Source organism: Nocardiopsis aegyptia, from assembly GCF_013410755.1.
In the GTDB taxonomy this organism is placed as follows: domain Bacteria; phylum Actinomycetota; class Actinomycetes; order Streptosporangiales; family Streptosporangiaceae; genus Nocardiopsis; species Nocardiopsis aegyptia.
Map to the genome: position 1 here is coordinate 2,772,820 of NZ_JACCFS010000001.1, position 13,618 is coordinate 2,786,437.

General features: G+C 72.9%; 8 protein-coding genes and 1 tRNA gene. 1 reads left to right on the forward strand and 8 read right to left on the reverse strand.

The window, feature by feature from the left end:
* Nucleotides 1-2: 2 nt before the first annotated feature.
* The 3 genes from HNR10_RS12400 to HNR10_RS12410 all read right to left on the reverse strand — a co-directional run bounded on the left by HNR10_RS12400 (nucleotide 3) and on the right by HNR10_RS12410 (nucleotide 3,000).
* Nucleotides 3-78 (reverse strand) — tRNA-Thr (locus HNR10_RS12400).
* An 84-nt stretch (nucleotides 79-162) separates the two neighbouring features.
* Nucleotides 163-1,680, reverse strand: coding sequence for an alpha/beta hydrolase (locus tag HNR10_RS12405; protein ID WP_179823295.1), 1,518 nt, complete (start codon nucleotides 1,678-1,680; stop codon nucleotides 163-165).
* A 147-nt stretch (nucleotides 1,681-1,827) separates the two neighbouring features.
* Nucleotides 1,828-3,000, reverse strand: coding sequence for a DNA polymerase III subunit delta' (locus tag HNR10_RS12410; protein ID WP_179823296.1), 1,173 nt, complete (start codon nucleotides 2,998-3,000; stop codon nucleotides 1,828-1,830).
* Between the two features lie 206 nt (nucleotides 3,001-3,206).
* On the opposite strand from HNR10_RS12410, the gene HNR10_RS12415 reads away from it, so the two are divergent.
* Nucleotides 3,207-3,848, forward strand: a complete 642-nt coding sequence (locus HNR10_RS12415; protein ID WP_179823298.1) for a dihydrofolate reductase family protein — start codon at nucleotides 3,207-3,209, stop codon at nucleotides 3,846-3,848.
* Between the two features lie 15 nt (nucleotides 3,849-3,863).
* Here the strand turns inward: HNR10_RS12415 and tmk are convergent, their stop codons facing one another.
* The 5 genes from tmk to HNR10_RS12440 form a co-directional block, all read right to left on the reverse strand.
* Entirely contained in the window at nucleotides 3,864-5,966 is a 2,103-nt protein-coding gene (gene tmk / locus HNR10_RS12420) for a dTMP kinase (RefSeq protein WP_179823300.1), read from the reverse strand.
* Nucleotides 5,967-6,399: 433 nt separating this feature from the next.
* Nucleotides 6,400-9,252, reverse strand: a complete 2,853-nt coding sequence (topA, locus tag HNR10_RS12425; RefSeq protein WP_179823302.1) for a type I DNA topoisomerase — start codon at nucleotides 9,250-9,252, stop codon at nucleotides 6,400-6,402.
* A gap of 631 nt (nucleotides 9,253-9,883) precedes the next feature.
* On the reverse strand, nucleotides 9,884-11,206 hold the full coding sequence (locus HNR10_RS12430; protein ID WP_449410464.1) for a hypothetical protein: 1,323 nt from the start codon (nucleotides 11,204-11,206) through the stop codon (nucleotides 9,884-9,886).
* Between the two features lie 520 nt (nucleotides 11,207-11,726).
* On the reverse strand, nucleotides 11,727-12,332 hold the full coding sequence (locus tag HNR10_RS12435; protein ID WP_179823306.1) for a chaplin family protein: 606 nt from the start codon (nucleotides 12,330-12,332) through the stop codon (nucleotides 11,727-11,729).
* A 154-nt stretch (nucleotides 12,333-12,486) separates the two neighbouring features.
* Nucleotides 12,487-13,503 carry a hypothetical protein gene (locus tag HNR10_RS12440; RefSeq protein ID WP_312889226.1) on the reverse strand — a complete coding sequence of 339 codons (1,017 nt, stop codon included), beginning with the start codon at nucleotides 13,501-13,503 and terminating at the stop codon, nucleotides 12,487-12,489.
* Nucleotides 13,504-13,618 lie beyond the last annotated feature (115 nt).

Genomic DNA, 13,618 nt, shown 5'->3' on the forward strand with positions numbered 1-13,618 from the left:
ACTGGAGCCGCCTATCGGAATCGAACCGATGACCTATTCATTACGAGTGAATCGCTCTGCCGACTGAGCTAAGGCGGCGCCGCGCCGCGCGCGAACGCTGCGAAGCGGTCACCAGTCTAGCGCCTCCACCGGAGTGCCGCGTCCACCTTTTCCGCCGCGGCGTCAGGCGCAGGCCATGCCGTCCTCGGGAACCGCGAGGTCGATGAGGTAGGCGTCCACCATCGCGTCCACGCACGCGTCGCCCATCCGGTAGCCCGTGTGGCCGTCGCCGTCCCGGGTGACCAGGAATCCGGGCTCCAGCTGCTCGGCGAGCGCCTCCGCCCACGCGTAGGGGGTCGCGGAGTCGCGGGTGGTGCCCACCACCATGATCGGGTCGGCGCCGGCCGCGGTCAGCTCGCCGCCGTCGGCCACGGCCTCCTCCGGCCAGTACGCGCACGGCAGGGCGCCCCAGGCGAGCATCGGCCCGAAGATCGGCGACTCCTCGCCCGCCTCCTCGGCGGCCTCCGCGTACTCCTCGACCTCGCGCGGGCTGGCGGAGTCCGAGCAGTTCACCGCGATGAGCGCGGCGGTGGAGTTCTCGTACTCCTCGGTGTCGGCGCGCCCGTAGAGGTCGTCGCCGAGCAGGACCAGGCCCGTGCCGTCGCCGTCCTCGATCGCGGCGGTGAGGGCCTCGCGCACCCGTGGCCACCAGCTCTCCGTGTACAGCGCGGCGAGCACGCCCAGCTCGGCGCGGGCCCCATTGACCTCGCGGTCGTCGGCGGAGTTGGCCAGCGGCCGCTCCGTGGCCTCGTCCAGGAACGCGTCGAGAGCGGCCACACCCTCGTCGACGCTGGTCCCCGGTCCGCCCAGCGGGCAGTCGGAGCGGGTGACGCAGTCCGCCACGAAGGCGCGCAGCGCGGTCTCGAACCCGGTGGCCTGTTCCACGCTCATGTCGAGCTGTTCCTGGCTGGGGTCGACCGCCCCGTCCAGGACCAGGGCACGCACCCGCTCGGGGAACTGGTCGGCGTACTGGGCGCCGATGTGCGTGCCGTAGGACGCGCCCAGGTAGGTCAGCCGCTCGTCGCCGACCAGGGCGCGCAGCACGTCCATGTCGCGGGCGACGTCGGCGGTGCCCATGTGGCGCATGAGGTCGGGCGCGTTGGTCTCGCAGGCCTTGACGAACTCCTGGCTGCTCTGGACGATCTCCGCCGCGTCCTCCACGTCGTCCCCGGGGCCATCGGTGACCTCCACACCGAGGAAGTCGTCGATCTCCTCCGCGTCCAGGCAGGTCAGCGGCGAGCTGCGGCCCACGCCGCGCGGGTCGAAGCCGACCACGTCGAAGCGCTCCCGTACGTCCTCGCTGATACCGAAGGCGGCGTGGTCCACGTAGTCGTAGCCCGATCCGCCGGGTCCGCCCGGGTTGATGAGCAGGGAGCCGAGGGGGTCGTTCCCCGCGGCGGGCAGCCGCTTGACCGCGATCTCGATCCGCTCGCCGTCGAGGTCCCCGTAGTCCATGGGCACCTCGTACACGGCGCACTCGACCTCGGAGCCGCCCTCCTCGCAGTCGCCCCAGGCCAGCTCCTGGGAGGTGAACTCCGTGAGGGGTCCGGACTCCTCCGTCGGCGCGGCCCCGCCACCGGTACCGCCGCCGCCCGTACAGCCGGAGGCCAGCAGCACCGCGCCCGCGATCCCGAGCGCCACCGGTCCACGTACCCTCGTCGCCACGCCTGTCCGCCCTCTCGTTGCCGCCGACGGTGGTCGGCGTGTCCGTGTCGGTGCCGCGACACCCTGGAGCCCGGGCGCACCCGCCCGGCACCTGGCCCACTACGCGTGGCGCGCCCGGGCGCGTCAGCCGGCCAGCAGTGCGGAGGTCATCGCCTCCATGGCGATCTGGGGGTGCACGTTGGCGCCGATGCGCGTCCGGCACTCCATGATGGCGTCGATCCGGCGGAGCGTGGACTCGGGTGTGCCGGCGCGGGCCACACGCTCCAGGTCGCCGGAGCGCTCGGCCGTGGACAGTTCCACCTGGGCGCCGAGCTGGAGTGCGAGGACGTCGCGGTAGAACGCCGCCAGATCGAGCAGGGCGCGGTCGTAGGAGTCCCGTTTGATGCGCGTGGCACGGCGCTTCTGCCGCTCCTCCAGGTCCTTCATGGCGCCCGCCGACCCCCGGATCGCCTTGGCGACGCCCTTGCCGGTGGACCCCTCGCCGAAGGCCGCCCGCATCTCGCTCCTCTCCTGCTCGTCGAGCGCGGCGGTGAGGGTCTTGGAGTCCTCCTCCGCGATCTCGTAGAGCCGGGCCGCGGCGACGACGCAGGCGCCCGTGCCGTCCAGCCGCACCGGGATCGAGAGCACCTCCTCGCGGCGGCGCCGGGCCTCGGGGTCGGTGGCGAGCTGTCGGGCGCGGTCGATGCGGCCCGCGGCGGCGCGCGCGGCGGACCGGGCGGTGTCGGGGTCCACGCCGTCGCGCTGGACGAGGGCGGCGACGAGTTCCGAGGTGGGGGGTGTGGCCAGGGTCACCATGCGGCAGCGGGAGCGGATGGTGATGAGCAGGTCGTCGGGCGTGGGGGTGCACAGCAGCCACACCGTGCGCGGCGAGGGCTCCTCCACGGCCTTGAGCAGCGCGTTGGAGGCGGCCTCGGTGGCGCGGTCGGCGTCCTCGAACAGGACGATCCGGAACCGCCCGCCGGACGGCTTGGAACCGGCCTTCAGCACCAGGTCGCGGGTGGCGGCCACGCCGTAGCTCAGGCCGCTGGGCCGGACGTACAGCACGTCGGGGTGGGTCCCGGTGAGCACCTGGTGGCAGGAGGCGCAGTGGCCGCACCCGCCGTCGGGGCACTGGAGCGCGGCGGCGAAGGCGCGCGCGGCCTCGGACCGGCCCGACCCGGGCGGCCCGGTGAACAGCCAGGCGTGCGTCATACCCGTGCCCGGCCCGCCGGCGACGAGGTCGCCCGCTCCGGCCACGGCCCGTTCGAGTCGGCCGACCGCGGCCCGCTGGCCGATCAGGTCGTCGAAGACCGTCAAGCTCGCCCCCCGGTCCACATGGAATGTCTGGTCCCAGGATAGGAGCCCCCACCGACGCCCGGACCGTTTTCCACAGGCCGCTCCCCCGCGGACGGCGTCGGCCTCGACGGACCCGCGGCGATCCGGGGCGACCGGCGCGGGTCACCGTGCCCCGGCGGTCTCCCCGGCGTACGGTACTGCCATCCACCAGGCGCCGAGGAGCACGCATGAGCATGACGAGGGCCCACATCTCCGTCTCCCTGGACGGGTACACCGCCGGACCGGACCAGAGCCCCGAGCAGCCGCTCGGGGCGGGCGGCGAGCGCCTGCACGACTGGGTGGTCGAACTGGCGGCCTGGCGGGAACCGCACGGGATGGAGGGCGGCGAGGTGAACGCCTCCACACCCGTGGTCACCGAGGTCCAGTCCGACGTCGGCGCCGTGGTGATGGGCCGGAACATGTTCGGGGGCGGCCCCGGAGCGTGGGACGAGCAGAACCCGTGGACGGGCTGGTGGGGCGAGGAGCCGCCCTTCCACGCCCCGGTGTTCGTGGTGACCCACCACCCCAGGGAGCCCCTGGAGATGGCGGGCGGCACGACCTTCCACTTCGTGACGGAGGGCCCGGCCGCGGCCGTGGAGCGGGCGCGCCGTGCGGCCGGCGACCAGGACGTCCTGGTCGCCGGGGGAGCCGCCACCGTCCGGAGCTGCTTGGCCGCCGGGCTGGTGCACCGGTTGGACCTGGCCCTGGTCCCGCTGCTCCTGGGCTCCGGCACGCGGCTGTTCGACGGCGTCACCGGCCCCGCGTTCGAGCAGGAGCGCGTGGTGTCCGCCCCCGGGGTCACCCACCTGCGCTACCGCGTCCTGTCGTGACCGGCGGCGCCGCCGTCAGTCGCTCTTGATGACGGGGATCATCCCGGTCACGGCCTCGGATCCGGCGTCGACCGGGTCGGGCAGCAGGGAGCGCACCCGGCGCCGGATCTCCTTGGAGATCCTTCCCTGCGGCTCGGACGCGTCCACGACCAGGTAGCGCTCCGGGTCCCGCTTCGCGAGCGCCAGGAAGCTCTTGCGGACGCGGTCGTGGAACTCCAGCGACTCCGACTCGATGCGGTCGGCCGGTCCGCCCAGGCGGGACAGTCCCGCCTCGGGGCTCACGTCCAACAGGACCGTCAGGTCCGGGACGAGGTCCTGGGTGGCCCAGTCGCTGATCCCGCGGATCTCGTCCGGCGCGAGGTCGCGTCCCGCGCCCTGGTAGGCCAGGAGCGAGTCGACGTACCGGTCGCTGATGACCACGGCGCCGCGCCGGAGCGCGGGCAGGATCTCCTGCTCGACGTGGTCCGCCTTGTCGGCCGCGTACAGCAGCACCTCGGCGCGGGGGGTGATGTGCGAGTTCTCCCGGTCCAGCAGCAGCCCGCGCAGGCGCATGCCGAGCTTGGTCGCACCCGGCTGCCGGGTGCCGACGACCTCGAACCCCTGCTCGCGCAGCCACACGGTGAGCTCACGGACCTGGGTGGACTTGCCCGCGCCCTCGCCGCCCTCCAGGACGATGAAGGCGCCGGGGTGCTCGGGCTCCTCCTCCTGGTCCTCGGTGAGGTCCACCCCGCGCAGGGCGGCGACCAGCTCGGGCACCAGGCCGGGACCGGCCTCGGGGTCGTCGCGGTTGACCTGGCGGTAGCTGACCCAGGCCACGACGACGGCGATCAGTCCGACCGCCATCAGGACGACCCCGCTGCCGCGCAGGTCGTAGGTGAGGGGGCCCACGGGGAGGGCGTAGTCGCCGATGAACCCGGCGGCCAGAGCGGCGACCGCGGCGGCGGCCACCAGGACGACGCGCGCGCAACCGTGCAGGAACGCCAGGGCGCGGTCGCGGTCCTCGTCCCCGGCCTCCTCGCCGAGCAGGGCCGTGCCGAGGCCCCAGGCGACCCCCGCGCCCACGCCCAGCAGGGTCGTGAGGACGGCGGTGAGCACCATGTCGGCGACGGCGCCGGAGAAGAGCAGGGCCAGCCCGGCCACGGCCACACTCACGCCGAACAGGCGCCGGCGGCTGAACTTCTTGAGCACGCGGGGGCCGGCGAGCATCCCCAGGGCCATGCCGGCGAACACGGCGGCGAAGACGACGCCGAAGCCGGCGTTGCCCGCGCCCAGGCCCTCGACGTGCAGGCGGCCGACACCGACGACGGTGCCGCCGGCGGCCAGCGCGACGAGCATGCCCAGCACCAGGCCGCGCCCGAGCGGCGAGGCGCCGGCGGCGCGCCGGCCGGTCCACATTGACCGCAGGAGGTCCGCGTCCCTGGTGCCGGCGCCGCCCTTGGCGGGCTTGTGCTTGGGAATCGGCAGCCCCGCGACCACGATCGCGGCGACGAGGAACATCAGGCCGTTGAGGTAGAGCGCGACGTCCGCCTCGGGGCTGGCCAGGGACGGCACCAGCGCGCCGAGCAGGTTGCCGACCGAGGCCAGCGCGGCGAAGAGCAGCGCGGCGACGGGGGCGGTGCCGTAGGAGACCAGCAGGCACAGCCGACCGGCCTCCCGCTGGAGCCTGCGCGGGACCAGCGTCGGGACGGCGGCGTCCTTGGCCGGGGTCCAGAAGAGTTCGACGACCTCGGCGAGGAAGGCCGCGATGAGCAGCCACTCCAGCGCGAAGCCGGGGAAGAGGAGTCCGACGAGGGGGATGGAGACGTACAGCAGGGCGCGCAGCACGTCGCCGGCGACCATCGTCCAGCGCCGGTCGAGACGGTCGGCGAGCGCCGCGACCAGCGGGCTCAGCACGATCGACGGGGCGAGCTTGATCACCACGACGCCGCTGACCGCGAGGTACCGGACCAGCGTGGCGGAGTCGGCGGTGAAGATCGCCGCCAGGGACATCAGGGCCAAGAGGCTCAGCCAGTCACCAAGACTGGACAGGGTAAGCGAGATCCACAGCCTTCTGAAGGGTGTGATCGCGAGGACGTTGCGCGCCTCGTCCGGCGCTCCCAGGGGTGCAGATCTGCTCATAGCGCTCAAGATTATCGATGTGGGGGATAGGGATGGACGGGCTCACGGCCCACCGCAGGATTCGAGAGGAGTGACCAGGGGCCACACACGTATCGGTGCCCCCAACTCTCACACACACAGTAGTACGGAAGTTCCCCTCGGAACAGAGGAGGAGAGGCCTGCCACGAAGTGTGATCTTCCCGCGCCCCTGGCCAAAGCGGCCCCGCTCGCGGACCACGGAGGCGGGAACCCGAGCGATCCTGCTCGCCGTCTCCCCAGGGGGTTCAGCGGCAGGTCGCCCCACCTGCCCTGACCCCAGGGGGTCTATCCGGGCCAAAGCGAGGAACGAGCGGAGGCCCAAAAAGATACAGCGAGGGCGCCGACGGGTCCTGGAGGGCCTGGAGGTGCGCTCCCGAGGAACGAGGGAGCGCACCGGAAGGCGCGAAGGCCCCGTCTACTGGGCGCCCGAGTCCTTCTTGGCGCTGGTCCGCGGCACCCCGGTCTTGGCCGCGGCGGTGGACTTGCGCGTCGTCGTCTTCTTGGCCGTGGTGGTCGTGGTCTTCTTCGCGGCCGTGGTCTTCTTGGCCGCGGGCTTCTTGGCGGGCGCCTTCTTGGCCGGCGCCTTCTTCTTCGCCGGGGCCTTGGCCCGCCGCTCGGCCAGCAGCTCCGCCGCCCGCTCGTCGGTGATCCCGTCGACCTCGTCACCCTTGCGCAGCGACGCGTTGACCTCTCCGTCGGTGACGTAGGGGCCGAACCGGCCGTCCTTGATCACCATCGTGGCGCCGGACTCGGGGTCCTTGCCCAGCTCGCGCAGGGGCGGGGCCGCCGCGCGGCGTCCGCGCTGCTTGGGCTGGGCGAAGATCGCCTGCGCCTCTTCCAGGGTGACCGTGAACATCTGTTCCTCGGTCTCCAGGGAGCGGCTGTCCGTGCCCTTCTTCAGGTACGGGCCGTAGCGGCCGTTCTGCGCCGTGACGTCCTCGCCGTCCAGCTGGCCCACGACCCTGGGCAGGGACAGCAGCCGCAGCGCGTCCTCCAGGGTGACCGTGTCCAGGGACATCGACTTGAGCAGGGAGCTGGTCCGCGGCTTCTCCTTGGCCTTGGCCCGGCTCTTGGGCTTGGCCTCGCCCTCCGCCTCCGCCGGGTCCTCGATGACCTCGGTGACGTAGGGGCCGAAGCGCCCGGACTTGGCCACGATCGCGCGCCCCGTCTCGGGGTCGACGCCGAGCTCGCGGTCGCCGCTGGGCTGCGCGAACAGCTCCTCGGCCTTCTCCTCGGTCAGTTCGTCCGGGGCCAGGTCCTCCGGCACGTTGACCCGGACGCCGTCGCGGTCCAGGTAGGGGCCGTAGCGCCCCACCCGCAGCACGATGTCGGTCCCGGGCAGCGGCAGGGAGCTGACCTCCTTGGGGTCGATCTCGGAGAGGTGGTCGCCCACCAGCTCCTTGAGACCGGTCTCGTGCCCGCCCTGCGCGTCCTCGCCGCCGAAGTAGAACCGGCGCAGCCACGGCAGGCTCTCGGCCTCGCCGCGGGCGATGGCGTCGAGCACGTCCTCCAGCCGGGCGGTGAACGCGTAGTCCACCAGGTTGCCGAAGTGGCGCTCCAGCAGTTGCACGACGGCGAAGGCCAGGAAGGACGGCACGAGCGCCGTGCCCTTCTTGAACACGTAGCCGCGGTCCTGGATGGTGCCGATGATGGCGGCGTAGGTGGAGGGCCGGCCGATCTCCCGCTCCTCCAGCTCCTTGACCAGGCTTGCCTCGGTGTAGCGCGCCGGCGGCCGGGTGCTGTGGCCCTCGGCCTCCAGGGCCTGCGCCTTGAGCGGGTCGCCCTCCGACATCGGCGGCAGCCGCCGCTCGCGGTCGTCCAGGTCGGCCGCCGGGTCGTCGGAGCCCTCCACGTAGGCCTTGAGGAACCCGTGGAAGGTGATGATCTTGCCGGTCGCGCTGAACTCGGCGACCTCGCCGCCCGAGGAGGCGCCCTCGATGCGCACCGTGACGGACTCGCCGACCGCGTCCTTCATCTGGGAGGCGACGGTGCGCTTCCAGATGAGCTCGTAGAGCCGGAACTCGGGGCCGGACAGTCCGGTCTCGGCGGGCGTGCGGAACTCCTCGCCCGCCGGGCGGATCGCCTCGTGCGCCTCCTGCGCGTTCTTCACCTTGCTGGCGTAGACGCGGGGCTTGGCGGGGAGGTAGTCGCCGCCGTACAGGCGCCGGACCTGGTTGCGCGCGGCGTTGACCGCGCTGTCCGACAGCGTGGTGCTGTCGGTACGCATGTAGGTGATGTAGCCGTTCTCGTAGAGGCGCTGGGCGACCTGCATGGCCTGCTTGGCGGACAGGCCCAGCTTGCGCGAGGCCTCCTGCTGCAGGGTCGTGGTGCGGAACGGCGCGTAGGGCGAGCGGCGGTAGGGCTTGCGCTCGACCGAGCGCACCGAGAACCCGGTTCCGGACAGGCGCTCGGCCAGGCCGCGGGCGGCGGCCTCGTCCAGCTGGCGGACGTCGCGGTCCGCGCGCAGCGTGCCCTGCGGGGTGAAGTCCCGGCCCACGGCGATGCGCTTGCCGTCCACGGAGACCAGGGTGGCGGGGAAGGTCGCGGGACCCTCCGGCACACCGGCCTCGGTGGCGTCGAAGACCGCCTTGAGGTCCCAGTACTCCGCGGAGGTGAAGGCCATCCGCTCGCGTTCGCGCTCGACCACCAGGCGGGTGGCCACGGACTGCACGCGGCCCGCCGACAGCTTCGGCATGACCTTCTTCCACAGCACCGGGGAGACCTCGTAGCCGTAGAGGCGGTCCAGGATGCGGCGGGTCTCCTGCGCGCTGACCAGGCGGGTGTTGAGGTCGCGGGTGTTGCGTGCGGCGCGCTGGATGGCGTCCTTGGTGATCTCGTTGAACACCATGCGCTTGACGGGGATCCTGGGCTTGAGCTCTTCGAGCAGGTGCCAGGCGATCGCCTCGCCCTCGCGGTCCTCATCTGTGGCGAGGAGGAGTTCGTCGGCGTCCGCCATGAGCTCCTTGAGCTTCTTGACGTGCGACTTCTTGTCGGGGTTGACGACGTAGAGGGGCTCGAAGTTCCCGTCGACGTCCACGCCGAGCCGCGCCCAGGGCTGTCCCTTGTACTTGGCGGGGATCTCGGCGGCCTTGGCGGGCATGTCGCGGATGTGGCCGATGCTGGACTCCACGACGTAGCCGCGGCCCAGGTATCCGGCGATGGTCTTCGCCTTGGCGGGCGACTCGACGATGACGAGGGCGTTGCCCGCCCCTTGGCGTCCGCTGTCCTTCGAGCCGTTCTTGCCGGCGCTGCCCTTCGTGGGTGGCACGCTCTTCCCCTACGTCTAGCCTTACGTGATCTCTTCGGCCGTGGTCTGTCGGTTCCCGTGGAAACCGACAGTAACCGAATTCCAGGCACTCCCCCGTCGATGGGCCCGCGTGGCCGCTCCGCGTATGGAGGGTCCTCCCCGCGGTCGGCCGGGGCTCGTTTCCACCGGCATCCGCAGAATAGGCGCTCGGCGTACCGCTACCGTCCCGTATCGCACGTGTCCGTCCGTGGCAACAGTCTCCCCTCATGGGTCGAGGGCTCCGACGAGCACCTGGAACACGTCGTCAGGGTGAGTTACATCACACTTCCCTTGGCCGGGTGTCCATGCCTCCCAGAATGCGGCGAGTCCTCCCGGTTATTCCCGGGAGGACTCGACTCTCGTCCTGAGCTGGTGGTCGTCACCCCCACGCTTCCGCAGTCCACCGCGTTCCAAACGGAACGGAAGCGCGAAGGCGACTCACCTCACCCGTGTCCGCGGCACCGAGGTGCCGGTGCGGGACCCGTCCGCGGATCCGCGACCGTGCCCTCCAGGTGTTCGGCGACCCGCAGTCCACCGCGTTCCAAACGGAACGGGACGCCTCTACCCTTCGGTCCCGGCCGGCCGTCCTCGGCCGTGCCCCTGATCTCGGCCCCTACAGGCCGACGCCCGTGAGGCTGAGGACCTCGTCCACGGGGTTGGGTGCCTCGGGCAGCTCGTCGGCGTGCTCCGGGGCGTGCTCCTGGACGGCCTGGGCGGTGGTCTCGCTCAGGGTGTAGTCGACGGGCACCATCTCCGAGACGGGCACCTCGGGCAGCTCGTTCACGACGGGAGCCGCGTCGAGCGCGCCGGACTGGTGCTCGACCGGCGCGCGGTCGTGCACGACAACCGCGTCGCTGTCCGTGGAGCTCGCACCGGCGATGCCGCCGACCGCGCCCACGGCGTTGCCCGCGACGTTGACCGGCACGTCGGCGTGGCCGACGAGCTGGTTGCCGCCGACCAGGGAACCGTTGCCGGAGGTGGCGACGTCGGTGTCGTCCTCGTGGACGATCGCGTCGGAGTCGGTGGTGGCCGCGCCGGCCACGCCGCCGACGGCGCCGACCGCGTTGCCGGTGACGTTGACCGGGACGTCCAGGTCGGCGACGGCCTGGTTGCCGCCCAGGACCGAGCCGTTGCCGGAGGTGGCGACGTCCGGCTGGCCCCAGGACTGGTGCTGACGCTCGGCGGGCGCGGACTGGCGGGCCACGCCCATGTCGACGCCGGAGGTGTCGGGCAGCGGCTGGACGCCGCTGACGACCTCGCCGACCAGGTCGGCCGGGGCGAGGTCGGTGGCACCGGACTGGTGGGCGCGGTAGCCGTTGTCCCCGCCGTTGCCGCCGTGGTCGTGGTGGCCGTGGCGGCCGTGGCCCTCGTGGACGATCGCGTCGGAGTCGGTGGCGGCCGCACCGGCCATCCCGCCGACGGCGCCGACCGCGTTGCCCGCGACGTTGACCGGGACGTCCAGGTCCAGGACGCCCTGGTTGCCGCCCAGGATGGAGCCGTTGCCCGAGGTCGCGATGTCCGGGTCGCCGTGGCGGTGGTGGCCGTGGCTCTCGTGCACGATCGCGTCGGAGTCGGTGGCGGCCGCGCCGGCCACGCCGGCCACGGCGCCGATCGCGTTGCCGGAGATGTTGACCGGCACGTCGGCGTCGCCGACGAGCTGGTTGCCGCCGCCCAGCGAGCCGTTGCCGGACGTCGCGATGTCCGGGTGGCCGTTGCGGGCGTGGTCGTGCACGACGACGGAGTCGGCGTCGGTGGAGGCGGCACCCGCCACGCCGCCGAGCGCGCCGACGGCGTTGCCCGTGACGTTGACCGGCACGTCGGCGTGGCCGACGATCTGGTTGCCGCCCAGGATCGAGCCGTTGCCCGAGGTGTGGATGTCGTTGCCGCCGCGGTCGACCACGGCCGCGCTGGAGCCGGTGCACTGGGCGCCGGACATACCGATCAGGGCGGAGACGGAGTTGCCGCAGACGTTGATCGGCACGTCGGCGTCGGCGACGACCTGGTTTCCGCCCAGGACGGAGCCGTTGCCGGAGGTGGCGACGTCACCGTCGGCGAAGGCCACGCCGCTGCCCAGCGCGACGAAGCCCGCTGCCAGAAGCATGGACTTGGCGGAGGTCCTAGCCCACTTACCCATGTGGGAAGTCCTTTCGAGAGAACGAGTGGTGATGAGAAGCTGCTGTGCGTGGGCCACAAGCCGTTCCATGCCCCTGGATGGGGCACGGGCCTACGGCCAAGGCCGGGGATCATCCGGACGTCCGCGCACCTGGACGGTGCGTGTGCGCCGGGCTGGTGAACGCCTCTCCGTCGAGCCCGCTGGTTGCGGACGGACGCGTGCGTCCCGTCGGTCAGCTCCGCTCTGGTTGAGCGGCGGCTGACGTGAACCCCGCGGACATGGCCTCGGCCGATGCTGCGGGACTCGCGTCAACCCCCGGACCGCGAACGGCCCGGGAAGCCGATCAGTGGCGGGTGCGGCGGCGGAGGCCGAAGACGACCAGTCCGGTACCGGCCAGGACGGCGGCGGCCGCGGCGGCGACCCAGGAGGCCAGGCCGGAGGCACCGGTACGGGGCAGCTGCGGCGGACCCTCGGACGGACGCTCGGACGGGCCCTCGGAGGGGCCTTCCGACGGACCCTCGGACGGGCCTTCCGACGGACCCTCGGACGGGCCTTCCGAGGGGCTCTCGGAGGGGCTTTCCGACGGGCTCTCCGAGGGACCTTCCGAGGGGCCCTCGGACGGACCCTCGGACGGCGATTCGGAGGGCGATTCGGAGGGCTCCTCCTCGGGCGGCGTGTAGCCGTCGTAGCCGCTCGGCCCCTCGGTGGAGGAGGCCTCCTCGACGGTGGCCTCGTCGTCGGTGCAGCCGGCTCCGGCGACACCGAGGACCGCGGCGGAGTTCCCGCAGGCGTTGACCGGCGCGTCCGCGTCGATGCCGACCTGGTTCCCGCCGCCGATCGATCCGTTCCCGCTGGTGGTGGTGTCGGCGTGGGCCGCTGCGGCCCCGGTGATGGTGAGCAGGCCCGCTGCCACGAGGGCGGTGATCCTGGCCTGTGTCGCGTGCGTCATGGCATGTCCTTGGGTCAACGAGAGATCAGATGGCTACTCACGGTGACCGCGGCGGCGACTCCGAGCCGAAGGCTGTGGAGGACGTGCCAGCCGGAATCCGGCATGGCGAGTGCGCGTGGAAGCGCGAAGGGACCGGCCGCGGTCGGGAGCGCGACTAGTCGGGGGAGAAGGTGGGGTCGTCCGCGGCGTCGCGGACCACCAGGGTGGGGTCGCCGGGAAGGGCGACGCGCTGGGCCTGCGGCGCCAGGTGCGCCGTGCGGGCCATGAGGAATCCGGCGGCGGCCGGCTGCGGGAAGGACGGCGCGGCGGTACCCGTGGCGTCCGTGTGCCCGTGGTGGTGCGTGCCTCCGCCGCCGATGAGGCGGATGCGCTCGCCGAGGTCCTCGGCCTCGTCCGCCGTCCGCTCCGCGGCCTGCTCGGCCGCGGTGCCGTGGTCGGTCCGCGCGGCGGCGTCGGCCGCCGCCCGGGCGGTCCGGGTCACCCGCTCCACCTCGGAGCGCGGGACGTTCCGCTCGGCGGGACGCACGGTCCCGGGCTCGGTGGCGGCCCCGTCGTCGGAACCGAGCACCGGCAGGTCGCCGGGGACCACGGCGTCCGCGGTCCTGGCGGTGCCGTCGATCCCCTCGTTGACGCCCCGGGCGGAGTCGGCGAGGCCGTCGGCCACGCCGTCGACCAGTCCGGTCCCGTGCAGGGAGTCGTCGGCGGCACCGGCCACCCCGTGGCCGGTGCGGGTGATGCCGTCGACCAGGTCCCCCGCGCCGCGCGCGGTCCCGTCGACCGTCCGGGTCGCGTCGGCGACGACCCGGTTCGCGGCGGTTCCGGTGGAGGTCTCCCCGAGTGCCGAGGTGACGCCGGACCCGTGCAGGGCGGTGGAGGGCAGCGACGCGGCCTGCGGCACGACGTCGCCGGTCAGAGTACCGGTCACCGAGGCGGCCTCGGCCGTGGTGTCGGCGAGTCGGGCGGTGCGGATCTCCTCCGCGGCCGACTGCCCGGTCCGTTCGGCGGCGTCGCCCGTCTGGAGGACGCTGTCGACGAGGCCGTTCGAGTCGGACCCGGTCCCGCCGTGGGCGGCACCGAACCCTCCGGCCAGCCAGGCGACGACCACGAGACCGGACAGGAGCAGCAGACGGGCGAGGACGACACGGTCACCACAGGCAGCGCGACTGGTCACAACCAGCCACCCCCGGCCCGTGAGCACCATGCATGCCCCCTCGTCTCGTTCCTGCTACGCGGTCCCGGGCGGTCGTGCCCCGGGATCGTCCGCCGGGGCCGGATCCGGGCGCACA

Coding starts and splice junctions, on each gene's coding strand:
- HNR10_RS12430 (WP_449410464.1), bottom strand. CDS start 11,206: ATGTCCGGCGCCCAGTGCACCGGCTCCAGCGCGGCCGTGGTCGACCGC.
- HNR10_RS12435 (WP_179823306.1), bottom strand. CDS start 12,332: ATGACGCACGCGACACAGGCCAGGATCACCGCCCTCGTGGCAGCGGGC.
- tmk (WP_179823300.1), bottom strand. CDS start 5,966: ATGAGCAGATCTGCACCCCTGGGAGCGCCGGACGAGGCGCGCAACGTC.
- HNR10_RS12415 (WP_179823298.1), top strand. CDS start 3,207: ATGAGCATGACGAGGGCCCACATCTCCGTCTCCCTGGACGGGTACACC.